We start from the raw sequence: 23950 nt of genomic DNA, 5'->3' as shown, positions 1-23950 counted from the left end.
GTATGGCACACCGGTCGTTTTTGACTTCAGAACAATGGCAACAAGCCCAAGAAGCATTAACGCCGCCATTAATGACACCTGATGGAGATGTTCGTCAGGTGTTTACTTTCTCTTCAAGCAACTTTTCTAGTTTACTTGGAGTTAAACTGGAAGAACGCTTCAAAGCTTCACCGCTATGGCAAGAAAGTCATCCGATCATTCTAGGTTCCTGGGCCCGCGGTGAGTTGTGCCCAAAATCGGATATTGATATTTTATTCTGCGGTCCTGAAGAAAAAGTAAAGGCCTTCGTGGATCATATCCAAGAACAAGGTCTAAAGCTTCGTTATCGCATGCCTCATAATCCTGAGGATTGGACCGAGAATGTCGAAGCCTTTGATATCTTAGCGTTGCTTAAAGCTCGTCCGACAACACCAGAAGCTGCGCAAAAACTTTACGAGCAACAAAAGAAAATATGGGCTAAGAAAAAACACTATCGCAGAATTTTATTAAAAGCTGTGAAAGATGAGCGCAAACAACGCGCGCAAAGATTTGATTCCATCACAAATTACCTAGAGCCGAATTTAAAATTCGGTCCTGGTGGTTTAAGAGATTTAGAACAGGGCTTACAGATCTATGAACTCTTCGCAGAAAAGTTCACCCATCCTGGTCATGCTTTAAATGTCTTAAACTACTATCGCAGTTACTTACTGAATATCCGTCAAAGGCTTCATTTAGAAGGCCACGGCGATATACTTTCTAACGCCATTCAATTTGATTTGGGCCGCTGGATGGGATTTAAAACCCACAAAGATTTCATGCGCGATTTGCAGCGCGGTCTTTCGCGAGTGCATTTTTATTCTGACTGGATCGTAGAGGTTGCTGAATCTTCAGATCAAGAACTTCGCAATTTAGAAAATTTAGAATTCAAAAAATTCGAAGACATGGAAGTTGCGTTACATAAGAGTTCTACGGTTTTAGTGCAAAAGAAAGTTCGTGAAAATCTAGATGCCTTGATGCCAGATGCGAAACTAAAAAGTTTCGCGAAACGAAGGGCTGCTGTATTAGAAAACGTGCTTCAGGTTAAAAATACCGATGAGCATCTTGTCAGTATTTTTCGCAGCAGATTTATCGATAAATTACTTCCAGAAATGCGCAGATTAGTAGGTTATGTTCAGCATGATCAGTACCATCGCTTTACCGCTGATTCCCATATCATGCAGGCCTGCCGCGAAGTAAAACGCATTTACAAAAAACCTTCCGAGTTGGGGCCATTAAAGTCCCTGCATACAAAACTCACCCCCGAAGACTGGCGCATCCTTTCCTGGAGCTGTCTGTATCATGACCTAGCGAAAGGTTTAGAAAGTGGAGATCATCACAGTGATCTAGGTGTGACTATTGTCGAAAGAGATTTTAAAACCTACGGTTTTTCAAAATCATTTACTCAGGAAGTAAAATGGATGGTGAAAAACCACCTGGAACTTTCCCAAGCCGCTTTCAGAAAAAATCCAAAAGATCCCAAGGTGTGGCAAGAGCTGCGCGATGCCGGTGTTCAAGAAGCTCGCCTGTATCGCTTAGCTTTATTCACTGCTATTGATATTCGCGCCACAAATCCAGAAGCGTGGAATGAATGGAAGGCTAAACTTTTAAGAGATCTCGTACTTTCACTAGAATCCAAAAAAGCCCAAGACTATTTCGCCTTCCAGAGTCTAGGGAAAAGTAAAAAATTAAAAATCACCTCTGAGGTCATCGAAGAGTTAGGACCTGTTTTATTAGATAGCCTTGCGATGAAGGATCTCGTCGGCGATATGAAAAAAGCCGAACTCAGTGAACACGCCTTAAAGCCTTGGGTTTATCAAACCCGCAAAGGGGAGGTGTGGATACGCTTCCACGAAAAGAAGGACCGTAAAGGCCTTTTAAGCGATTATGTGGGGCAGTTGTATTCACTGGGGCTGGGCGTACGCCATGCCTCTATTCATACTCTTCCCAATGTCGGAGTTTACGACTGGTTCCAGGTTTCCACTTCAAAAAATATTCAGGCCCTTGCGAAAGTTTTAGAAAACTCGCAAGTGCAAAGCAAAGCCGTGCCAGAAGTGAAATTCGATAGCATTCAATTAGTCAGTGCCGATGATAAAGAATGGGTGATCAGCTTTAAAGGACCGGATCAAACAGGATTGCTTGCGAGTGCTGCTAAATCTTTAAGTGATCTGGGGATCAGTGTGAAGTCTGCGCGAGTTCACACTTGGGGTCGTCAGGTGGATGACGTCTTTTTTGTAAAGGCAGCAGGGGAAGCTTCACAGCTGATTGCTGCCCTTAAGGAAAAATACAAAATTAATTAGATTTTTTCTTTGGTGCGCCAGAGATACCAGTGTGGTTTCTCCAGTTGTATTGTGGATCTGTTTTAGTGCGGTTGTGCCAAGCTTCCCATTTTTTCTTTGGAAGTTTGTGGGAAACATTTCCCTTTTCGTCAAAAATTTCTGGATCTTTTCCAACTAAAAAATCACCGATGGCTTTAAGAATTCCCATGAAGCTGCGCTCCTTATATGGCCCCATTATAAGCCAGGCGCAGCAATCAGGGTAGACTGAAACGAGGGACTTATGCTCTTAGTCAAACTTATGAGCGAGGGTTGGCGCACACGTCGATAATGTCTAGACCACGGTCTTCAGACACTTTGCCGGCACCTTTATAAAAGTTAAAGCACTGTTGCGCTGCCATTTCATAAGCTTCTTCATAGCTACCAGCAGCTTTTTTAATCTCTAAAGATTGACCTGAAAGTTTGTATTTAAAAGTAAACTCTTTGCCTGTGGATTCTTTAGAAATCCACGCAAATGAAGTGCAGCTAAAAGCCAGGATCGCGATAGTTACGAAAGTTTTAAATGTTTTCATAAGTTCCCCTTTATCGGTTTCAGTCTTTGTAGAATTAAAGGAGCAAGGGGCGGGCCAGAGATGATCATCTGGCACCGCTAAAAAACCGCGTAAGTAACTGTAAATACAAAGGAAAACAGTCTCATAGTGAGTCACTTTTATGCTCCCTATCTAGGGGCCAAAAATGACAGCCAGGGTAAGGCGGTTGATTAAAGTTTAGTCAGTGCTAAGCTTTTAAAAAAATCAAACAAAGGGACGTGTCGGATGAGATTTTTTGCACTGATTTTTGTAGGTCTTCTTTCTTTAAATGCCCATGCCGTGACTCGCGGTAACTTTATGGGAATCAACTTCATTGTGAATATAACTTCGAATTCCCCGGATGGTTCTAATGATGGATCGCCCCAGGTGCTTTATGGACTTATGAATCGACCTGAACAAAGCTCTATGTTGGGTCCCGGAAAAGCCCTAGAGATTGATAAAAAGACTTTGAATTTTATCTGCGCTAAAAAAGCTGAAAATAACTATCACTGCGCGATCCTCATTCATAAAACCGCGTTTGCCCTAATCGGGCCAGGCAGGGGGAAGTTTGTTATGCAAGGGGAGCAAGCGAAGGCTCTTTTTGATCAATTCCACACCAATGGCGTTTCACTGACGTTTAAAGACGAGGCGGGGAAGACTCTGGTGCACATGACCCCAGAAAGCTTTATTATCGAATATAATGAGCAGGGTGTTTAAATTATCTTAAGGGAAAAACCCTTCCTCAAGTCTTGGGTTTTTATGTTATAAAAGCCTCTCTAAAAAAGGGGAGGCTATTTAATGAAAAACTGGATTGCTTTAGTTATTTTGCTTCTGGGTTTTACTGCAGAGGCACGAACGCTTCTAGTAAGTGACGTAGACGACACCATCAAGCTTGCACACGTTAAAGATATCACCGAGGCCATTAGATTTTCTCGCGACGACGTCAGCCGTTTTGCGGGAATGAATGCGCTTTATGATTTGATCGTTAATGATCAGCCGGATTTAGAGATCGTTTATCTTTCCAATGCTCCAAATTGGCTCATGGGAAATACCCACCGTCGTTTTTTACTGAACGGAAAATTCCCAAGCGGAACCTACATTCCTCGCACTGATTTAAGTGCTGACTTCCATAAGCTTACTCATCTTCGCCGCCTGATTAACGAAGTAAAACCAGACAAAGTTATTTTGCTGGGTGATAACGGTGAAAGAGATGCAGAGTTTTATAATAAAATCTCCCTAGAGTTTGCCCATAAACCGATTCAGTTTTATCAGTTCATTCGCATTGTTTATTCAAATAACTTTATGGATTTCCAAGCAGCCCGTCCTTTGGGTCAGCAAGTGGGTTTCGTGACCCCTTTGGAAGTTTCATTTGAATTAGAAAAAGCGGGTCTACTGACCAGTTCCTCTGTCCAATGGATGATAGATAACTTTGCTCAAAGTATTCTAATGGCACCTAGTTATTCGGCAGGGGCAAGCTCCTTCATGGCGAACGGCGATGTTGTGTTTCCCTATTTTGTAAACTGCCGCGACCTTGCGTGGTCTTGGGATGACAGTCTTTCGCGTTTTGCGATCATGAAAGACGTTAAAGGCAGAATTTTTGATCGCTGTAAGTTGAAGCCGTAAGATGATTTTAAAGTACCAGCTACCGCGCGTTTATGAAAATTTACTGCCGCGGGAAATTTTAGATTTTTCACCCCAGGAAGAAAAAGCGACCTGCGATACTTGTGCGATGTCGAAGCCTCGTCATCGCGGCAAGATTCATTATCGTGAAGATTTGAAGTGCTGTACTTTTCATCCGTTTCTTCCAAATTTCATGGTGGGTGCATTGTTTAACGAGTCGTCTTCCACCGACGCCCACAGAATTTTCCGCGATAAAATCGAACGCCGTGAATACGCGCTTCCGATCGGTATGGTTGCGCCCGTAAAATACCAAGTGGCTTTCAATGCACGCGAAGAAGGTGACTTCGGTCAGCGCGAAGAGTGGCTTTGCCCGTACTACAATAAAGAAAAGCAAAACTGCAACGTGTGGAGAAATCGCGGCGTCGTCTGCACCACATTCTTCTGCAAAAGTTCCTACGGTAAACCTGGTCTTAAGTTTTGGGAAAAGATGGGAAGTTACCTGTGGTACGTAGAGCTTGCGTTGTTAGAGGAAGCTTTAGTGATGCTGGATTTTTCCCCGCGCCAAGTGATGACGCTTCTTGATTATCACAATCGTTTCGAAGGAACTGCTGCTGAAAAGAAATCCTGGGTGATGCCGGAAGCGAAAGCCAAAGAATTATGGAATGGTTATTACGATGACCAAGAAGGCTTTTATAAAAAAGCCTATTCCGTCATCGCCAACATGCAAAAGAAAGACTTCCATGAATTGCTGGGTGAGCAAGGACAGTCCTTAGAAGAAGATATTTTCACCCTGTTACCGACTTTGAAGAAAGTAGATTAGTTCGATGTCCACGATTCAAGATAGACAAGCCAAAGTGATTCAAGATTTTTCAGCGTTAACTGACTGGGAAGATCGCTATAAGAAAATCATCGAAATGGGTAAAGCCTTGCCTGCTATGCCGGAAGCCTTGAAGGTCGAACAAAACGCTGTGAAAGGTTGCCAGTCGCAGGTCTGGCTTGCTGCGAATTTGAATGAAAACAATCAAGTGCTGCTTCACGGGGATAGTGATGCTTTGATTGTTAAAGGTTTAGTGGGTTTGCTTTTGTATGTTTATTCCGGCGCAACTCCATCAGAGATTCTTTCAACTCCACCTGAATTTTTAAAGGCTTTGGGTTTTGAAGGTAATCTTTCACCAAGCAGGGCCAATGGCCTGCACTCGATGCTTAAGCAAATTAAGCTTTATGCAACGGCTTTCGATTACCTGGTCAAATCTAAAAAATAGTTTGTCTTTCCCCCGTTGATTACAGAAAATTTTTGTAAGAGAAGTTCAGGATGAACTCTCAGAGGGGAAAAAGTGAAAAGGAATTCATTTGTAGCAACCATCAGTGTTGCGGTTCTGGCGACGTTTTCAGTTGGATTTGTGAATGTCACACCCAAGGTCATTTATGGTGACGACAATCGTGTCGATGTATACGAAGTAACTCGCAGTGATATCCGAGATATCGCGGATTCCACAGTGGCTTTGATTCCATCCAGAGATGTAGTTAATAAAAATAACGGCTATTTTGAAATTCTGACTGAAAAATACGGCACTCAAATGAACTTGTGCGCTGACGAACCTTATTACCACCAACCGGTGGCAGCGAACTGTTCTGGTTCGTTGGTGGGTGAAGACCTTATTGCGACAGCAGGTCACTGTATCAGCGCTTCTGATTGCATCAACAACTCTTATTCATTCGTCTTTGGTTTCAAAATGACCGATGCGAAAACAGGTCCGCAAATGATTTCGACGGACGATGTGTTTACGTGTAAGGAGATCGTAGCTCGTGAATACACAGGATCGCAAGATTACGCTTTAGTTCGTTTGGATCGCGCTGTTCGTGGTCATCGCGTATTAAAGTTACAGCAAACTCCAGCGCAACCAGGTGATCAGATTTACGTCGTTGGTCACCCAGCGGGATTGCCAACGAAGGTTGCTGATGGTGCTGAAGTTCGCGCACAAAATGGAAACTACTTTTCTTCAAACTTAGACACCTACGGTGGTAACTCGGGTTCAGCGGTATTTAATGCTGCAACAAATGAAGTGGTTGGTATCCTAGTTCGCGGTGCTCAAGATTTTGCCTACGATCGCGCTAACAAGTGCACGCGCAGTAACGTGTGCACGAATGATTCTTGCCGCGGTGAAGATGTAACGAACATCTCTTACATCGTTCAGGCTCTGAACCAATAATCTGACTTCAAGATTTAAAAATAAAAAAAAGAGGAGTACAAGATACTCCTCTTTTTTATTTAACCTCATTCAACCGTTGAGTTGGGAGAGAATGCTTCAGGGGCTTCACTTTTCATGATGGCTCCATCCGCGGGGCAGGTTGTGCTATGAGGTTCAAGTTGAGACATGGTGCGCGCTTCATCTAACTTCGTTTGAGGCGAAGGACAAGGCATAGCACTTGGATCTCGACTTATATAACGATCGCTTTCGCGATTTTCATATTGTTCTTCCATAAGGTCCCGTCGCAAAGTTTCTCTTCTAAAAGATTCGGCATCACCATTAGGTGTTTCCGCAGCAGGCGCAGCGAATGTGACTGGTGTTAGTGCTAAAAGAAGGGCTACCAAAAGAGTGGATCTCATATGACCTCCTTTTTTTTGTTCGTCTTTCATTAGTATTTTATCATGTATCTAAAGCGAGCAGGGGAAGTGTTGGTGAATGCTCTTCGAAGGTATAAAAAAAGCCGGATTTCTTCCGGCTTTTTAATGAACTATTTATGAATTAAGTCTGATCTAACTAGATCGTCGCATGGACTCTGTGAGTGTCATCCATATCATCTAGATAATTTAGGAACTCTTCGACGTCTTTTTTCTGATCGCCATTAAGCTCGGTGATGTTTTTTGCTTTGTAAGAAAGTTCCGCTGTCGTGACTTTCCAGCCGCGTTTTACAAGGGCATCGCGAACTGCATCTAGGTCATCAGAGTTTGTATAAAACTCGTAACCACCTTCGTCGTCAGAAGCAACTTCGTTTGCTCCAGCTTCGATGGCTTCTTCATCTGGATCAAAAGTGCCATCTTTAGTGCCAACGATGTGTCCTACGCGTTCGAACATCCAAGCAACGGAACCCACCTCGCCCATATTTCCTTCGTGGGATTTGAAAGCGTGACGCATGTCTGGAGCTGTTCTGTGTTTGTTATCTGTTTGGCATTCAACGATCACGCCCACACCATGGGGGCCGTAACCTTCGTAGGTAATCTCTTCGATAACTTTGCCGTCATCCAAAAGACCCGCGCCTTTTTTGATGGCGCGTTCGATAGTGTCATTCGGGCAAGACACTTTTTTAGCAGCATCGATCGCCAAACGAAGACGGGAATTGGCTGCGGGATCAGGGCCACCAGCTTTAGCAGCAACGGCGATTTCACGTGCTAGCTTTGTGAAGATTTGCCCTTTTTGTTGGGCTTTTTCTACTTTTCCGGCGGTTTTCCACGATTTTCCCATGAGTATCCTTCCCTTTTTGAAGGTATTCATTGCACCAGTTCAGGAATTATTTGGCAACAAAGGGAGCGGGATGTAAAAAGCCTCTATGTTCAGCTTTTCGACCCCGGATGTCTGGGAAAAGATCAAAAATATCCAAAATACCTGCGAAGAGGCCTTAAAATTGACCTCGCCGTACTTGGTTCCTGAAGACCCAGCCAGAGATATTCAAGTTTTACATCCCAAATTCCATCCCCCAAAGAAGGGTTTTGCCACTATCGAAGGCCAAGCTCGTATGCTTCATGATTTGGCGAGCATTGAACTGCAGGCCATGGAGCTAGGGGTAAGAACGCTGGTGGAGTATCCCGATGCGCCCCAAGGCTTTAAAGAAGAATTATTGGCAGTCACAGTTTCAGAAGCTCAACATTTAAGCATGTGCATCGAAGGCATTGAGTCTTTGGGTTATAAATGGGGTGATTGGCCTGTACACTTGGCTTTATGGAAATCGGTGAGTGTTGAAGACACCCTATTAGATCGTATTTTGATCGTGCATCGTTATCTTGAAGGCAGCGGCCTTGATGCTGGGGATACCTTGATTAAACGCCTGGAAGGCCCCGCAAGTAAAAGCACAATTCAAAATATTGTAAAACAAATTAACTTTGAAGAAATCGGTCACGTTGATTTTGGTTCGCGCTGGTATCGAGAGATTTGTAAGTTAGAAAAATTAGATCCAGCCAATGATTTCCCGGCGCGCATGGATTCTTTGCGAGTTCGTTTGCCGAAGCGGGTAGAGCCGTTAAATCGTGACTTGCGAATGAAGGCGGGGTTTAGCGAAGAGGAAATCGCGTATTACGAAGCTCTTCGCCAGGATTTCCTAAAGCCACGCGGTAAGTGAAAAAGCACTGGCGCCTCCGCTTTGCGCTTGGTACTTTTTGACTTACTACACTGACTCATCTTCTTCGAGGAAGCGCCATTTGCCTTCAGGCAATTTTCCTAGGCGCAAATTTCCAATGCGTACGCGTTTAAGGCCAGTCACTTTAAGTCCCACCATCTCGCACATACGGCGGATTTGACGTTTTTTTCCCTCTTTAAGAACAAAGCGCAGTTGGTCTTCATTTAACCATTCTACTTTTGCTGGCTTTAAAGGTTTTCCGTCCAAAGAAAGTCCGTGATTTAGAAGTTTCAACTTTTCGGGAGGAAGTTTTCCTTCCACGCGCACGATATATTCTTTTTCAACCTTGGTTTCTTCGCCAATGATCTTTTTAGCGATACGACCGTCTTGAGTGAAAAGTAGTAGACCTTGGGAGTCGATATCCAGACGACCTGCTACGGCCAAACCTTGGAAGTGATCTTGATTCAGACGAACTTTAGATTCGCCGAACTGATTTTCTGGAGTGATAAGTTTGATCGCTGGTTGGTAGGGTGGTTCTGGTTGTGCTGAAACCCATCCTACGGGTTTGTTTAGAATGATCGTTGCTAAACGCTTTTGTTGTTTCAGCGCCTGGGCTTCTAAAGTGATTTTTACCTTTGGATCAACCTTGGTACCAAGTTGATCGACTTTGATGCCATCAACAAGAACCAAACCTTTTTCGATATAAGCATCGGCCTCACGACGAGAACAAATGCCTCTTTCCGCCATTAACTTTGATAATCTTACTTTTTCTTCGCTCATAGGCGGATCTCCGTCCATAAATTATCCATTTCATACAGGCGCAGATAGGAAATCTGTTTTTCATCGATGGATAACTTTAATTTCTCTAGCAAATAAAGACTGATGTTTTCCGTGGTCGGGACTTTGTCTTTAAATTCTGGAATCACGAAATTTAAATGCTCATGATCCAAAGGGCTGGTCAAAACTTTAAGGGTTTCCTGATAAAAGTTTCTTTTTTCTAGCTCTAAAACCCCACTGATTTTAAAGCCCACCTCTAGCTTATAGTTATGGCCATGGCCGTATTGCGTATAACAGCGACCAAAGTTTTTTAGGTTCTGTTCTTCCGACCACTCTTTTTGAGCATAAAAATGCGCACTGCTAAAGATGGTTGAAAGAGTCAGGATCATAGGTTGATACCGCCATCCACTGGGACAATGGCGCCCGTGGTCCAACTTGAAAGCTCAGAGCCGAAGAAATAAGCGGCCCTAGCCACATCTTCAGGGGTTCCGATTCTTCCCAAAGGTTGAAGGGACTTCATTTTTTCTAAAGCCGCTGTTTTCTGTGTTGTCTCTAATGAATGAAAACTATGAATAGGAGTGTCGACAATACCTGGGCATAGGCAGTTGGCGCGAATGTTCGCTGGGCCACCTTCGACAGCTAAACTATGAGTCCAATTCACCATGGCGGCCTTACTAGCTGAATACGCTGCCGTTGGGCCATTAGGTCTAAGTCCCAATGTTGAAGAAATATTCACGATGCTTCCGCCGCCGTGCTCTTTAAAATAGGGGAAGAGTGTGCGCACGATGCGGATCGGGGCAAAAAGATTCACCTCAAACTGGCGTTTCCAAATTTCATCAGTCCCAGTTTCCGTGGTGTGGGTTTCATAAATGCCGGCGTTATTCACTAACACTTCGATTTTGTGAATTTTAGAAGAAAGCATTTCATCAAGACGCTTTTGAACAGCAGCCACGTCCGTGATATCGCATGAAAGTAAGGTCGCGCCACTGCGGCAGCGAAGAGCGACTTCTTGAAGTCTTTCTTTATCTCTTCCCATCAAATAAACGAAATATCCGTTTTTTGCGAATTCAATGGCAGTGGCAGCACCGATTCCGCTGCTAGCTCCGGTAATGAGGGCGGCTTTTTTCATAACAACGTTCTCCAGACTGGACTTATGCTAGCAAAAATAAGGACCGATAGGAAGGCATGTCGATGCGCGAAGCGATGAATGTGGCGATAAAATATTTTGTAATTGGCGTTGTGCTATTTGTCGCCTTTTGGGGATCTTTTTAGTTCTAAACACCTTAGATTTTAGAAATAAAAAAAGCCGGGGAGCACCCGGCTTTTTTGTTTCCACGAAACAAAGCGATTAAGACGCTTTTTTCGCAGTGTAGTGATAATGCTTCTTATCGAAGTCCGGAGCTTTCATTCCATCCTTCGTGATAAGACCCGCTTTAAACCAATCAAAGTGTTCTGCGCAGAAACCTGCTTTTTCAGCTTTCTTTTTGCAGCCCTCGCCCGTGCAGCGAGAAGATTCAAGCGACACTACGTTGTTTGGGATTTGTTTTTCGAATTTCTTGTCAGCCATTGTGACCCCCATGTTGTTTCTTAAGCCGTAAAAAAGTCTTAAGACATAGGTCTTATCGGCGTCCCACAAAGGAACTTAACACTCCGACTATTTCTCGCAATTCCCCGTCTCAAAACGAGAAAGCCAAAAGGTGCCTGCTTGCTGCGAGCTCCTGCCCTTGCCCTTCGGGTAAACGCGAAAAAATGCCATCGTAGCATTTATTGCTTTTTAAGGTTTTGCCGCGTTAAGTGCGCGTTTTCTGGAAGGGGTTTTTCGAAAGGTGCCTGGTTCTTTTTGCGGTTTCACTGCGTCAAATGGGTCTCTACCACCGATTCGGTGGTGAATATTGCACGTTCAAAATAAAAAAGGCTGCGAGATGCAGCCTTTTTCTATATTTCTTTTTTAATTAGATCAGTTTTAGAAAGCGACCAAGATCAACAGGTTTCGAGAACAGGTAACCTTGTCCATAACGAGCGCCAAGAGTTTCTAGAACCAAGGACTCTTCATTGTTCTCAATACCCTCTGCGATAATTTCTAAATCCATAGCGTGCGCTAAGTGGATGATAGAACTTACAACGGCTTTTGATTTTGGATCAGAAAGCACTTTCATCACAAAAGAGCGGTCAATTTTCAAGAAGCTGATTGGCATCTGAGTCAAATACTGCAAGCTTGAAAATCCTGTACCGAAATCATCAATAGAAATCGCGTAACCTTGGTTGCGGCACTGATTCAGTGATTCAAGAGCAATCGCGCCATCCATCATCACTCGTTCAGTCATCTCTAATTTAATATTTTTCGTTTGCAGATCATGTTTTTCACGAAGGTCTTCTAAGTTATTCACGAAATCAGAATGCGTGAACTGACGACCAGAGATATTGATACTCATCATAAAATCATCTGCAAGCTTGGTCTTTTTAGCGTCACGCAGTTGATCTTGAATCGTTTTTAAATCTTTCAAAGCTTGATTGATAATCCAATGACCGATGGGAATGACCATCGAAGAATTTTCAATCACATCGATAAACAAATTCGGAGAAATCAATCCATGAACCGGAGAGTTCCAACGAAGAAGCGCCTCGCAACCCATAACTTGCTTGGTTTTTAGATTCACGATCGGCTGATAAAAAAGTTCAAATTCCTTATTTTGAAAAGCCTGAAAGATTTGATTTTCAAGTTTGATTTGATCTAAAGCGCCTTGAGTCCCGTCATCACCAGCACCTGAATTTTCAAACTCTACTTCAGACATTTTAGTGCCAGCAGGAGTATTCAAATTTTTACGGCGTAAACGTTTTAAAAGAACACGCATTAAAAGCTGCACGACTTTATCGGCAGTGGATACGCGCTCTAGGACTTGTTGCTTAGTAACGATCGCTAAACGCACATCTTCAAGAGCACGAACGGAAGCCGATCTATTCTGATTGTCGATCAAGGACATCTCACCGAAGATTTCACCTTCACCTAGAATGGTTAAAGGGATTTCCTCTTTGTCTTTGCTGATGTAAACCAGCACCCGGCCTTTTTCGATGATGTAGGCACAATCTCCTGCATCACCTTCACTAAAAATAATCTGATCTTTATGTATGTCGACGGACTGAGCTGGTGAATTCATGGATCTAATTCTAGGCTTTAGAAGGTGCAGCGACAAGTCCAGGTCCCCGAAATTTTCTAAAAATTTCCGGTAATTATATCTCGGTCGACTCCCATTACAGAGGTTTTAAAGGTCATCCTCTGGACAAGGCTCTGGAGTCTTGATACTTAACCGCCTCGGGAGATTTTTATGAAACTATTTTTAGCTACTGTGATGATAATTCTTTCTGGTCTAACTGCGCAAGCTCGCTCAAATAGCGGTTGGAAGCCAATGGCAAACGAGACGATTTGGCCCAATGCTCCTTTCTTTAGAGATTACCATCTTAATGATGGAAACGAGTATTCGGAAGTGATGATCCAAGTTGATGTGGGAGTCGTGAGAGTTTCACAAGCGATCGTTATGACAGAGTCGTTGCACCAACTTCCATTGTGGAATGTGCAAGGTGATTATGTGTCCCCACGTCGTGGTGGTGCGAGTTTCCCAATTTCAAAACTTCGCTCTTTACGAATTCAAATGCAGAACTTGCAGGGTAACGGTCGTCCAGCTCGCGTAGTTATCTACATCCGCTAATTGGTTTAAAAAATATGAAACAAAAAAAGGCGCCTTACCAGCGCCTTTTTTTTTATTTTGCTTTTAGGTTGGCTAGATCCAGTTGGTTCAGCTGATTGAGTTTCCATCCGGTGAATTCAGGTTTTACTAAGATTGAAAATTGAATCGCGCCTAATGGGATCATCAGATGATTCTTCATTAGGTATTCTGTACCGGCAAGACACGCATTTTTCTGTTCAGCTTGAGTCTTCGCTTTGCCAAGGTTAGCCAAAAGCTTATCGTACTCTGGCGATTTAATTCTGAGATAATTTTCTGGGCTTAAAGGTCCAAAGGTTTCTAAAGCTGCAAGGCAAGTCGGGCGGTCTGCCGCGACACCTTTTCTAAATAATGCCGGAGGATTTTGACCTAAAATCTGCAAGAAAACTTTGTTCTCTTTAACCTCTAAATGCGTTTTAAGTCCCGCATTCTTGCTCCACTGGTTTTGCAGCCATTCAGTAGCTCTTTTATGATCTTCTCCGCCCAAAGCTGAAAACATCATATTATAAGTCTTATCGCTTTTAACTTTCGGTACTTTCTTTAAATCATAATCAAAGCACGGCGCTTTTTCCGGAAACCAAGAGTCGGGAAGTCCGATGCAACCAGGTCTTCCCTCAGAAGAAAAGATCTTTTGCAGTTCCACGTAGTTTAGAGAGTAAGTGAAGGCTTTTCTGACATCCTCTTGATTGGCTAATTCAGGGCCAAAACCAATATAATCTAAACGTGAAACCGGAACCCAATAAAAGTCAGAACGTTTTTTGTAACTTGGAATAAATAATGTCGGAAGACGCCTTAAAAATTGCAGTTCGTTTTTTTCATAAAGCTGCAAAGCTACGGTGTCTTCCTCGATGAAAAGAACTTCTACCAGAGGGCGATCCGGATGACCCATCTTATAAGTCCGATTCGATTCTAAAACAATTTTCTGCCCGCGTTTCCATTCTTTTAATTTGTAAGGACCAGTATACGCATCAAGCTTTTCTTTTGTCGGCGCTAAAATATAATTCGCCAAATTGTGTTCGAAGTCTGGATCAACCTTGCTCAGCTCAAATTTCAAAGTTGTTTTATCAGGAGCGCTCACACCTAAAGAATCCACTGGCTTTTTGCCGGCGTAAACTTCTTCGGCATTCTTAATGCTAAAAAGTAAATCCGCACGGGGGGCGGCCGTTTTAGGATTCAGAATCTTTTTATAAGTTTGAAGGAAATCTGCAGAGGTAATGGGCGAGCCATCACTCCAGGTAAGATCTTTTTTAAGTGTGCAAGTCAGTGTTGCATTTTTCTTATCGCGTTTACAACCTTCACCAAGATCAGGAGTTAAACCCTTAGAATCATCAAATGAAAAAATATTGCGATAAAGGTTGGTCAGCAAATAGCTGGAAGAAGATGTGCGTTGTTTGTTGGGATCAAGCCCGCCAGGCTCGTTCGCCAGATGCAGTCTAAATACTTTTTCTGCAGCAGTACCTGTCGAGCACGCTAAAAGAACTAAAATTGCAAAGATGTATTTCATAGCTAAGATCTTAGCTGTAATGAATTTAAAAAAGAAGCGTCTTTTCCATGAGGCAACCTAAGTGATTGCCCCTGGAACATAATTCTTGGCTTGTTTTAGTATGTCGAGTCTACACAGCTTCCAGCAATAGTTTCTTTGGCGCTTTGAAGCCCTTCCCATGCCTGCCTTTTTTGCTCTTCAATAGAATTAGGACAGCTGTTTGAATAAAGGTTGAACACGTACTCATACATTTTGGCGGCCAGCTTCGCGTTGTAACAAACAGCATCTGGAATCGGTTTAATCTCTAGGGCTGACCATCGATCAAACTCTGCTGAAAGAGCCGCATCATTACACGCCACTGTTGGCGCCTTGTATTTGCCTGTACCGCGCAGACCGGATGTACCAGAATTGGAAGAGCCATTTTCTTGCGGAGGAGTCTTTCTCGGGTCTTGATGACTGCCTCCACGCAGAAGACTCTTTGCTGCCGTCAGAATACGATTGCATTGTGGCATTTTAGAACACTCTTCTTGTGTGGGTGGATAGTAAGTTTGGAATTCAGAATAACGGTGAAAGAGAAGGTACTCTAAGAGGTCTGCTCGCTTCCCGATGACGAAGGGATTATTTGATACTCCGTTCGAAAAACTAAGTACCTCTTGTAAGTTTACCTTTACGGTACCGGAATGAGTTTCCTCATACTCAAGAATACCAATACCATCGGCATTTCCGTTTATACAGGCCCCTTGCCAAGAAGGCTTGACTATTTGTTTGAACCTTTGAGGGTAAGTTAATCTGCAGCCTTCGGCTGTTGTAATTTCATTCGGAGAACTGCGTTTGTTTAATTCTGAAAAGAAGACATCACAGGAAGAGTTTTTAGTTTTGAAGCAGTCTGTAAAGAGAGGATCGTAAAACTCTTTAGCGGTAGAAGTATTAAATAGACCGGCGGATAAATAAATGATTGTTGGATTTTTCATGAATAATCCATTGCTCATTTGAAGAAACAATTGTGGCAACGGGATGCCGTCTGCATTTCGATATCTCAGCCATCCAAAGCCCTCAGCTCTACCATTCGGGCAGGCTCCATCCCAAAGCCAAGAGTTTTTTAGGATGTTTTCAGTTTCGTTTTTATATGTTTCCGGTAATTCAAGTGAGCAATTATTTTCAGTCTTATAAAAAACTGTCTTAATACGCACGGGTTCGCTTTTTTTACCACCGCCAAGCTTCGGCCACTTCCAAGCCTGGGCGTTCAACGAAAGAGTAAAAATCAGAGCGAAATAGACAAGAAACTTCATGAAATTCTCCACGGATTTAAAGTGGAGGTAAATTACTCTATATTTACCAAAAATCAGATTACAAGAAGGCAAATGTAAAAAATATTCTAAGGTGTCAGGATTCTAGACACTGAGAGAAATAAGAAAAAGACGGACGAGTATCAGTTCGTCTCATAGATCTGAATGATATACTCCTGAATTTTTCTTCCTTTCGGATTCAAAGCCAAACACCTCGATGGCTTTGCAGATCTCGTCAATGTTGGAACATAATTTTTCCAGGCGTTTTCTAACCTTTTCATTGCTATTCAATCATAAACAAGAAAGTGATTGTTGTTTACTGCAAGGGCGAATAACTTGCGTCGCTCTTAAACACAAACCCAAGGATACATGATGAAAAAAATCATTTTAATGTTAGCAGTGGCGGCTTTTGGAACTTTGTCAGCGCCTGCATTCGCAGAAGAAGAAACAATCAATTGCATTGAAGCTGAACTGCAAATCGGAAAGCTCAAAGACTCATTACGCATGATGAAAGTGCAGTACGATTATACTCCCGATGCGATGAAAGCCCAAATGCGCGAAATCATGGCGGACCTACAAAAATCCATTGATGATCTTCAAGCCCAAGTGGATGAAAAGTGCAGTACCTACCCAGATGATAATTAGTAGAAAATAAAAAGGGCGAAGACCGTATGATCTTCGCCTTCGAAGTTGCTTTAGCTACGCGGCCCGAAGGCCGCTGCGCTCCGGCGTCCGCCGACTACTTATCCAACTCCATCTTAGCAATCGTTTGCAATTGCATGTTGGTAGTACCTTCGTAGATCTGACCGATCTTAGCATCGCGCCAGAATTTCTCTACAGGGTATTCTTTAGTGAATCCGTTACCACCGAAAAGATCGATCGCTTTAGAAGTGATTTTCTCAGCCGCGCGAGAAGCGTAAAGTTTCGCCATCGCAGCTTCTTCGATGAAATCTTGGCCAGCGTCTTTTAAACGAGCGGCATTGTATACCATCAAACGAGCTGCTTCTAATTCAGTACGCATTTCAGCCAACTGGAATTGAACGCCTTGAAAGTGGGCGATGGGTTTACCAAATTGCTCACGGCCTTTAACGTAACCAAGAGCTGCTTCGTAAGCGCCTTGAGCGATACCGATCATTTGTGCGCCGATACCGATACGACCTTCGTTCAATGTTTCGATCGCGATTTTATAACCTTTACCAACTTCACCAAGAACGTTCTCTTTAGGAACTTCGCAGTTTTCGAATAATAATTCGCAAGTTGAAGAAGCGCGGATACCTAATTTGTCTTCTTTTTTACCAACTGTGAAACCTTTGAAACCTCTTTCAACTACGAAAGCAGTGATGCCTTTGTAACCTTTAGAAGAATCGATGTTTGCAAACACGATGAACACGTTTGCTTCATTACCGTTGGTGATCCAAAGTTTGTTTCCGTTAAGAACCCATTTGTCACCTTTGTCTTCAGCTTTCAATTTCAAAGCAAAAGCATCAGAACCAGATGAAGATTCAGAAAGTGCGTAAGCGCCAACCCATTCAGAAGCCATTTTGCTTAAGTATTTTTCTTGTTGAGCTTCAGTACCCCATTTAAGGAAGGCGTTTGTCGTCAAAGTGTTTTGAACGTCGACTAGAACAGAAACAGATCCATCAACGCGACCGATTTCTTCAACCGCTAAGCACGCCATTGTGAAAGTCGAGCCTGCTCCGCCGAATTTTTCCGGAGTTTCAATACCCATCAAACCCATTTGGAAAAGCTTTTGGATGATTTCAGGATTCATCGCTGCCTTTTCGTCCATGTGTGTCACATGAGGTTTGATTTCAGTTTCAGCAAATGAGCGAACAGCTTCTCTAAATGCTGCTTCGTCTTCAGATAAAGTTGTCAATGCAGGACGTGCATGAGTTACGTTGGACATGTCTTCCCCTTCGTAGAGTCATATAAGTTCAAGTGCGCTCAGGAAAGTATCCGCTTCAAAGAAATTATTCAAGGGGTTGAAAGGACGAGAGCTTTTCTCTTAACAAGATGTGTTACGATGGATGCACTTTATATAAGCAACTGATTGGACACACTAGACAAGGGTCCAGGTGTGCTTTAGCGTGAGGTGATATGGATATGGTCGAAATTGGCGCCAAGATTGGTATTTACTTTATTCCGTTTCTTTTTGCACTGTGCTTCCACGAGTTCGCTCATGGTTGGATGGCAAAAAAACGTGGGGACAACACCGCAGAAATGATGGGTCGTTTAACGATGAACCCTGTGGCCCACATGGATATGATTGGAACACTTGTTCTTCCGATTGTTTCTATCTTGTTTGCAAGCCCCATCTTCTTTGGTTGGGCAAAACCAGTTCCAGTGAACTCAAGAAACTTGAAAAATCCAAGAATTGATATGTTCTGGATTGCGATTGCGGGACCTCTTTCAAATGTTTTATTGGCATTTGTCGGAGCCATCGTCATCGCCGTTGTTGCTAAGTACTTCTTAGCTGCAAGTTACGCTTCAGGTGTTATTGAAATTCTAAAAACATTTATCGTAACGAATTTATTTTTGGCGTTTTTCAATATTTTACCTCTTCATCCACTGGATGGCGGTAAAGTTCTTGCGCGCTTTTTGCCGGCGCAATTGAATTATAAATTAGAACAAAACGAACACATCACCAGCATGGTATTGATGGCTCTAGTATTAACTGGAACCCTAAAAATTCTCTCTGTGCCGGTGATCTGGAGTTACAACCATCTTGTGACCTTAGCTTTAGGAGGCTTCGGGATATGAGTTCTGAACCCAATGTAGAAACCAAAGTAGCTTCTCCACCGGCAAGACGCCAACGCGTTATGTCTGGGATGCGTGTCACTGGCCGCCTTCATATCGGCCACTACTGGGGTGCTTTACAAAATTGGGTGAAACTTCAAGATGACTACGACTGCTTTTTTGGTGCGATGGATTGGCACGGGATGACCACGGCCTACAAAGCGCCCAAAGAAATTGCGCCATGGACTCGCGAGATGATCGCGGAATTCATCGCATGGGGAGTCGATCCAAATAAATCCACTATCTTCATTCAAAGCCGCGTGCCAGAGCATGTGGAGCTTTTCATGATTTTCGCAAACATGGTCCCAATGGGCTGGTTAGAGCGTGTGAATACATGGAAAGATGCGATTGAAGAGATGAAAGCCAATGACACCCACAATTTGGGCCGTTTTATGTATCCGGTTCTGCAGGCTGCAGATATTGCGATGTATCGCGCGCAAAAAGTTCCCGTGGGTGCCGATCAGATTTCACACTTAGAAATCTCGCGTGAGATCATTCGTCGCTTTAATCATTTATATAAAGCGAAACTTCCAGAGATGGAGCCGCTTTTAACTGAAATTCCTCTAGTGCCAGGTTTGGATGGTCGTAAGATGTCTAAATCCTATGGCAACTCTTTGTATTTAACTGAAGATACAGAAAAAGATTTGCGCAAAAAAGTGAACATGATGGTGACCGATCCAGCGCGCGTGCGTCGTGAAGATCCAGGGGAGCCAACAAAATGTTCTGTCTATGGATACCACAAACTTTATTCTTCTGCTGAAGACATCCCGTGGGTTGAACACGGCTGTCGTACAGCCGGAATCGGTTGCGGGGACTGCAAAGCCCGCTTGGCCGAGAATATTGAAAAAGTATCCAAAGGACCTCGAGAAAAGAAAAAAGAATTGTTGAATAATCCAGGTCTGCTTGATTCAATTATCGACGCTGGATGCGAAAAGGCGAGGGCCGAAGCACAGAAGACTCTGCAAATAGTACGTTCCAATATGAAGTGGTAGAGGGGATCCATCATTCATGAGTATTACAGTTCAGTTGCCTAAATTCGAAGGACCGCTGGGGCTTCTTCTTTATCTAATCCGTAAAGAAGAAATGGATATCATGGACATAAAAGTTCATGAGATCACCAAGCAGTACCTTGATTACATCAAGTTGATGAAAGAATTGGATCTGGAAGTGGCCGGCGAGTTTGTCGCTATGGCTTCAACTTTGATTCAAATTAAATCCCGCATGCTGCTTCCTCAGTACGATGAAAACGGTGAGGTTGTTGAAGCGGAAGATCCACGTAAAGAACTTGTTCAAAAACTTCTTGAGTATCAAAAGTTCCAGGAAGCCGCAAAACTTCTTTATGATCGTCCGTTGGTTGGTCGTGACGTATGGTTGCGCGGGACCCGTGAATCATTAACTGAAAAAGAAGAAGAAATTATCCTAGAAGACAATGCTTTGTTTTCTTTAATTTCTAGCTACCGCCGCGTTCTTCGTTCGGTGAAAAAGAAAATTCACCAAGTGGCTGCGAAAGCTCAGTCGATCTCTAGCCGCATCCTTGAAATGAAGGATCGTTTGTTAGTGGGTCAAAAAATCACTTTGATTGAGCTAGTAACAGCAACAGAAGACCGTGCTCGCCAAACTTTGATCACATTCTTATCTTTGCTTGAACTTGGTAAAATGGGCTTTGTTGGCCTTTACCAATCAGAAGCTTATTCTGACATCTGGGTTGATACTAAAAAACCGATTGAGACCGACGTTCTTAGCCGTGTTGAAGAGTACGATTCTATGAGAGCTGATGAAGTCGCAGCGAAGATGATGGAAGATTCCAAAAAGATCGCTGAAGACGAAGATTTGTTGGCGGATACAGAAGAAGAGCAAGCGCAACCAGCACAATTGCAATTGGAACTGGGTGCAGGTCTTCCTGATGGAATTGATTTTTTAGAAAACGCAGCAGACGACATTGCGTCTGATGACGAAATTCTTGCCGCTGAAAATGAATTGTTTAATGAAGAAGTTGCGCCTGTAGAAGTCGCTAGCGAAGTTGGAGTTGAATTAGAATTCTCCAGTGAAGCTAGAGTGGATCAGGTGGCTACTAATGACATGCCGGATGCTGAAGTTTAAGAGGGAACGATGTCAGACGAAAAAGATTTGATGAACGACGAATTAGATCAAGCTGTAGAAACTGAAATCGAAGAAGGTGCTGAACTTTCTTTAGATGGAATTGAGTCTGAAGCTTCAATCTTCCTACAAGAAGAGGAAGAATCAGAAGGCTTCCTTCCTGAAGCAACAGATGAAGAAACTGAAGAAGCTGAAATGGCTGCTGATGACGTTTCTGTTGAAGGTACAGAGCTTGATGGCTTTGATTCAGCTGAAATCGAAGAAGTTGAATTCGTAGAAGAAGAGCGCCTTGAAAGCATCGTAGAAAGCGTTCTTTTCGCGAGCGATCGTCCAGTGAGCCTAGCATCATTAAAATTACTATTTAAAGGCACAAATATCCGCACGGATAAAATCCGTAGAGCCCTTGATCAATTAGCGGTTGAGTACGCGGGCGGGCGTCGTGGTGTTACTTTGGAAGAAGTTCCAGGCGGCTACCAGCTTCGTACCAAAATCGACAATATGGAATTCTTAAAGCGCACTTTGAAAGCTCGTCAATTCAAGCTTTCTGGTCCAGCTTTAGAGGTTCTTTCTATCGTTGCTTATAAACAGCCAACTGTAAAAGCTGAGGTGGATGAAATCCGTGGCGTAGAGTCTGGTCACTTGTTGCGCGCATTGATGGAAAAGAACTTGGTTTGCTTTGAAGGTAAATCAGAACTTCCAGGTCGCCCTATGCAATACGGAACGACTAAAAAGTTCCTAGAAATCTTTGGTCTTCGCACTTTAAAAGAACTTCCAACTTTATCACAAATCGATGAGTTGTTACCGGAAGGTATCGATGAAGTTCAAGCTGAAGAAAAACCAACTCTAGCCTCAATCACAGATTCCATGTCTGAGACTTTCAACGGTTCTTACTCTCAAGGTGAAGAAGAACTTATGAAAATCCAATCTCAGCTTGAAGATATCGCGACAACTTCAAATTTCTTTGAAGAAGAAAAACGTCGCCAAGCTGAAAAACGCGATCAAGAGCGCGCACAAAACATCCGTGATGCTTTGGCATTCGGTGAGCCTGTGTCGACTCGTGATGCGAATTGGTTAAAAAAATACGATGAAGCTTTGGCTGCGGGTACTTCACTTGTAGCAATTGCTGCTGAAAAGAAAGCTGCTTTCATGAAGCCGAAATCGGCGGAAGCCGGCGGTGCTGAAGCGTCAGACGACGCGGAAGCTGAAGCAGCTTCAGAAGAAATGATGGCTTCTGAAGGCGAAGAGTCTGAAGAGATGTCAGACGAAATGGCTGAGGCGATTGAGGACTTCGATAATGACGAAGACCTTGATGAAGCTTCTGATGATCAGCTTTTGGCAGATGCAGAATCTGATGTTGACTCTGACGACGAAGAGTCTTCTGATGAAGATGAGCTGCCATTTTTAGGAGAAGCTGATGACATCGACGAAGAAGGCGAAGCTTCTGTTTAAGGGCTTACTAAGCCTGTGGATCGTTTATAATATATTTACAATGTTCGTAATGCCCAACGTAGGTAACTACTTTGGGCGTTCTGCTTCTAGATTCATAATTCCCTACGCAAACACTGTGGGCTTAAATGCCACCTGGAATTTCTTTTCTCCAGATCCGGCCCACACCATGTACATTCGTTATGTGGCTCGCTTCTATGATCAAGATGGCAATGAGATCAAAGAGTCCATCGAAGGATTTTTCCCTGAAGAAAAAAACAAGGGGATCGTAAACCCCGCTCACAAGCGCGATCTGTACGCCATGCGTTTTATGGTCATTGATCCCAAGCGCCTAAAGATTCTTCTAGGCCCATGGCTTTGCAAACAATACCCGGGCGCAAGTTCAGTTGAAATGGAACACATTATTGAAACCGTTCCTTCTCTTGACCAAGTGGTGACTTTAAAGGAACAGACCTTGGCTGATCTTTCCCAAGAAGTGCAATACATCCGCGAAGAAGTGTCCTGCCGCGGTGGGGCTGATGAGGTGGAGTTATGAAGCGTTTATGGCAGCGTTGGGATGACTTCTGGTTTGCTCCGCAAAGTCTTTTAGGCTTAGCATTCATGCGCATTCTTTTATGCGGAACCATGTTCTATTTATACTCAGTACGTTTATCTAATCTGCATTACTATACCGATGAAAGCTGGATCCCAAAATCCCTGGCAATAGAGGTAATGCCAGAGCTGTCACGCCCGTTATTTTTATGGGCTTTTTGGCCCGATTCTTTCAACCCGCTGATGCACGGATTATTGGTTTTCTTTTTGGGCTGTCTAACTTTAGGTGTAGGCGGAAGAATTTTTGCGGCGCTAGCGTGGGTGATTGGTGCGGGATTTATCCAGCGCAATTATTCGGTGAATTTCGGTGCTGATATCATCGCTAATTTATTTTTATTCTATATGATCTTCGCAAACTCCTGCGAGCGTTTAAGTATTATCAATCTTTTCCGGAAGAAGACTTATTTTAAGAATGCCGACATCTTAAGTTCGCTCATGATTCGCATGATGCAATTTCAAATTTGCGTGATTTACGCTTACACAGGATTTGAAAAATTAAAGGGCGGTAGCTGGTGGGACGGGACGGCCTTATGGAGTGTAATGGCCAATCCGCAAATGACCACCATGGATTTTTCTTTCCTAAGATCCATTCCGTGGATTATCCCTATCATGGCTTATCTGACCATTCTTTTTGAGGTTTACTTCCCTGCGATGGTGGCTTGGCCTAAAACCCGCAACGTCTGGCTTCTTATTGGGGTTGCTTTCCATATGGGGATTGGTGTGTTTATGGGTCTAGGGCCTTTTGCCACAACTATGATGTCGACCTATTTTCTGTTTATTGATCCGCTCATTTTGGAACAGAAAGTCCTGCCCCTTGTCTCAAAACTAGACCGCCGTAGAATCTGATTTAGGTTTTTTGTATATTTCTTTATCCTATCAAGAGGATCCTGCTTCAGCTACGCGGCCCGGGGCCGCTGCGCTCTGCTGGCATCCGCCGACCAGG

27 protein-coding genes are annotated in these 23950 nt (G+C 43.4%); 15 read left to right on the top strand and 12 right to left on the bottom strand.

Annotated features, from left to right (window positions below; translation table 11 throughout):
• The first annotated feature begins 2 nt into the window (after window positions 1-2).
• The gene (locus MNR06_RS03685) at window positions 3-2315 is read left to right on the top strand and encodes a [protein-PII] uridylyltransferase family protein (protein WP_243538674.1); all 2313 of its coding nucleotides are present in this window, start codon (window positions 3-5) and stop codon (window positions 2313-2315) included.
• On the opposite strand, the gene MNR06_RS03680 is transcribed toward MNR06_RS03685, so the two are convergent.
• Both MNR06_RS03680 and MNR06_RS03675 read right to left on the bottom strand, forming a co-directional pair.
• Window positions 2308-2502, bottom strand: a complete 195-nt coding sequence (locus MNR06_RS03680) for a hypothetical protein (protein ID WP_243538672.1) — start codon at window positions 2500-2502, stop codon at window positions 2308-2310. The genes MNR06_RS03685 and MNR06_RS03680 overlap by 8 nt on opposite strands.
• 88 nt (window positions 2503-2590) lie before the next feature.
• Window positions 2591-2863 carry a hypothetical protein gene (locus MNR06_RS03675; RefSeq protein WP_243538671.1) on the bottom strand — a complete coding sequence of 91 codons (273 nt, stop codon included), beginning with the start codon at window positions 2861-2863 and terminating at the stop codon, window positions 2591-2593.
• Between the two features lie 243 nt (window positions 2864-3106).
• Between MNR06_RS03675 and MNR06_RS03670 the strand changes: the two genes are divergently transcribed.
• The 5 genes from MNR06_RS03670 (at window position 3107) to MNR06_RS03650 (ending at window position 6690) form a co-directional block, all read left to right on the top strand.
• A complete protein-coding gene (locus MNR06_RS03670) occupies window positions 3107-3577 on the top strand; it encodes a hypothetical protein (RefSeq protein ID WP_243538670.1) in 471 nt (156 codons plus the stop codon).
• A gap of 81 nt (window positions 3578-3658) precedes the next feature.
• Window positions 3659-4483: a phosphatase domain-containing protein gene (locus tag MNR06_RS03665; RefSeq protein WP_243538669.1), complete on the top strand. Its 825-nt coding sequence runs from the start codon at window positions 3659-3661 to the stop codon at window positions 4481-4483.
• A gap of 1 nt (window position 4484) precedes the next feature.
• The gene (locus tag MNR06_RS03660; RefSeq protein WP_243538668.1) at window positions 4485-5300 is read left to right on the top strand and encodes a hypothetical protein; all 816 of its coding nucleotides are present in this window, start codon (window positions 4485-4487) and stop codon (window positions 5298-5300) included.
• Between the two features lie 4 nt (window positions 5301-5304).
• The gene (locus MNR06_RS03655) at window positions 5305-5742 is read left to right on the top strand and encodes a SufE family protein (RefSeq protein ID WP_243538667.1); all 438 of its coding nucleotides are present in this window, start codon (window positions 5305-5307) and stop codon (window positions 5740-5742) included.
• 72 nt (window positions 5743-5814) lie between these two features.
• On the top strand, window positions 5815-6690 hold the full coding sequence (locus tag MNR06_RS03650) for a trypsin-like serine peptidase (protein WP_243538666.1): 876 nt from the start codon (window positions 5815-5817) through the stop codon (window positions 6688-6690).
• Between the two features lie 65 nt (window positions 6691-6755).
• Here the strand turns inward: MNR06_RS03650 and MNR06_RS03645 are convergent, their stop codons facing one another.
• Window positions 6756-7088, bottom strand: coding sequence for a hypothetical protein (locus MNR06_RS03645; RefSeq protein ID WP_243538665.1), 333 nt, complete (start codon window positions 7086-7088; stop codon window positions 6756-6758).
• 154 nt (window positions 7089-7242) lie between these two features.
• Complete coding sequence (locus MNR06_RS03640) at window positions 7243-7944, bottom strand: YebC/PmpR family DNA-binding transcriptional regulator (protein WP_243538664.1); 702 nt, start codon at window positions 7942-7944, stop codon at window positions 7243-7245.
• A gap of 85 nt (window positions 7945-8029) precedes the next feature.
• Between MNR06_RS03640 and MNR06_RS03635 the strand changes: the two genes are divergently transcribed.
• Window positions 8030-8815, top strand: a complete 786-nt coding sequence (locus tag MNR06_RS03635; RefSeq protein ID WP_243538663.1) for a DUF455 family protein — start codon at window positions 8030-8032, stop codon at window positions 8813-8815.
• Between the two features lie 45 nt (window positions 8816-8860).
• Here the strand turns inward: MNR06_RS03635 and MNR06_RS03630 are convergent, their stop codons facing one another.
• From MNR06_RS03630 to MNR06_RS03610, 5 genes are all read right to left on the bottom strand, one after another.
• Window positions 8861-9592 carry a pseudouridine synthase gene (locus tag MNR06_RS03630; RefSeq protein ID WP_243538662.1) on the bottom strand — a complete coding sequence of 244 codons (732 nt, stop codon included), beginning with the start codon at window positions 9590-9592 and terminating at the stop codon, window positions 8861-8863.
• Window positions 9589-9978, bottom strand: coding sequence for a 6-carboxytetrahydropterin synthase (locus MNR06_RS03625; protein WP_243538661.1), 390 nt, complete (start codon window positions 9976-9978; stop codon window positions 9589-9591). The genes MNR06_RS03630 and MNR06_RS03625 overlap by 4 nt, the downstream gene beginning before the upstream one ends.
• A complete protein-coding gene (locus MNR06_RS03620) occupies window positions 9975-10718 on the bottom strand; it encodes an SDR family NAD(P)-dependent oxidoreductase (RefSeq protein ID WP_243538660.1) in 744 nt (247 codons plus the stop codon). The genes MNR06_RS03625 and MNR06_RS03620 overlap by 4 nt, the downstream gene beginning before the upstream one ends.
• A 219-nt stretch (window positions 10719-10937) precedes the next feature.
• Entirely contained in the window at window positions 10938-11156 is a 219-nt protein-coding gene (locus MNR06_RS03615) for a hypothetical protein (protein ID WP_243538659.1), read from the bottom strand.
• Between the two features lie 385 nt (window positions 11157-11541).
• Complete coding sequence (locus MNR06_RS03610) at window positions 11542-12744, bottom strand: EAL domain-containing protein (RefSeq protein WP_243538658.1); 1203 nt, start codon at window positions 12742-12744, stop codon at window positions 11542-11544.
• A 168-nt stretch (window positions 12745-12912) separates the two neighbouring features.
• Between MNR06_RS03610 and MNR06_RS03605 the strand changes: the two genes are divergently transcribed.
• Window positions 12913-13293, top strand: coding sequence for a hypothetical protein (locus MNR06_RS03605; RefSeq protein ID WP_243538657.1), 381 nt, complete (start codon window positions 12913-12915; stop codon window positions 13291-13293).
• A gap of 52 nt (window positions 13294-13345) precedes the next feature.
• Here MNR06_RS03605 and MNR06_RS03600 read toward each other — a convergent pair whose 3' ends face one another.
• Together MNR06_RS03600 and MNR06_RS03595 are read right to left on the bottom strand one after the other, a co-directional pair.
• Window positions 13346-14812 (bottom strand): peptide ABC transporter substrate-binding protein, encoded by a 1467-nt coding sequence (locus MNR06_RS03600; protein WP_243538656.1) that lies wholly within the window; start codon window positions 14810-14812, stop codon window positions 13346-13348.
• Between the two features lie 95 nt (window positions 14813-14907).
• Window positions 14908-16080 carry a hypothetical protein gene (locus MNR06_RS03595; protein ID WP_243538655.1) on the bottom strand — a complete coding sequence of 391 codons (1173 nt, stop codon included), beginning with the start codon at window positions 16078-16080 and terminating at the stop codon, window positions 14908-14910.
• A 366-nt stretch (window positions 16081-16446) separates the two neighbouring features.
• Here MNR06_RS03595 and MNR06_RS03590 point away from each other — a divergent pair, with 366 nt between their 5' ends.
• Window positions 16447-16722 (top strand): hypothetical protein, encoded by a 276-nt coding sequence (locus MNR06_RS03590; protein ID WP_243538654.1) that lies wholly within the window; start codon window positions 16447-16449, stop codon window positions 16720-16722.
• Between the two features lie 94 nt (window positions 16723-16816).
• Here the strand turns inward: MNR06_RS03590 and MNR06_RS03585 are convergent, their stop codons facing one another.
• Window positions 16817-17983, bottom strand: coding sequence for an acyl-CoA dehydrogenase (locus tag MNR06_RS03585; RefSeq protein ID WP_243538653.1), 1167 nt, complete (start codon window positions 17981-17983; stop codon window positions 16817-16819).
• 191 nt (window positions 17984-18174) lie between these two features.
• Here MNR06_RS03585 and MNR06_RS03580 point away from each other — a divergent pair, with 191 nt between their 5' ends.
• From MNR06_RS03580 to MNR06_RS03555, 6 genes are read left to right on the top strand one after another with little or no spacing between them, the layout of a single operon-like run.
• Window positions 18175-18837 (top strand): site-2 protease family protein, encoded by a 663-nt coding sequence (locus MNR06_RS03580; protein WP_243538652.1) that lies wholly within the window; start codon window positions 18175-18177, stop codon window positions 18835-18837.
• Entirely contained in the window at window positions 18834-19865 is a 1032-nt protein-coding gene (trpS, locus tag MNR06_RS03575; protein WP_243538651.1) for a tryptophan--tRNA ligase, read from the top strand. Before MNR06_RS03580 ends, trpS begins: the two co-directional genes overlap by 4 nt.
• Before the next feature lie 16 nt (window positions 19866-19881).
• Window positions 19882-20973 (top strand): segregation and condensation protein A, encoded by a 1092-nt coding sequence (locus MNR06_RS03570; RefSeq protein ID WP_243538650.1) that lies wholly within the window; start codon window positions 19882-19884, stop codon window positions 20971-20973.
• 9 nt (window positions 20974-20982) lie between these two features.
• Complete coding sequence (gene scpB / locus MNR06_RS03565; RefSeq protein WP_243538649.1) at window positions 20983-22419, top strand: SMC-Scp complex subunit ScpB; 1437 nt, start codon at window positions 20983-20985, stop codon at window positions 22417-22419.
• Window positions 22385-22951 (top strand): hypothetical protein, encoded by a 567-nt coding sequence (locus MNR06_RS03560; protein WP_243538648.1) that lies wholly within the window; start codon window positions 22385-22387, stop codon window positions 22949-22951. The genes scpB and MNR06_RS03560 overlap by 35 nt, the downstream gene beginning before the upstream one ends.
• Window positions 22948-23853 carry an HTTM domain-containing protein gene (locus MNR06_RS03555; protein WP_243538647.1) on the top strand — a complete coding sequence of 302 codons (906 nt, stop codon included), beginning with the start codon at window positions 22948-22950 and terminating at the stop codon, window positions 23851-23853. Before MNR06_RS03560 ends, MNR06_RS03555 begins: the two co-directional genes overlap by 4 nt.
• Window positions 23854-23950: the final 97 nt, after the last annotated feature.

This window comes from Bdellovibrio reynosensis (assembly GCF_022814725.1).
GTDB lineage: Bacteria > Bdellovibrionota > Bdellovibrionia > Bdellovibrionales > Bdellovibrionaceae > Bdellovibrio > Bdellovibrio reynosensis.
This window is presented reverse-complemented; position numbering and strand designations above follow the sequence as displayed.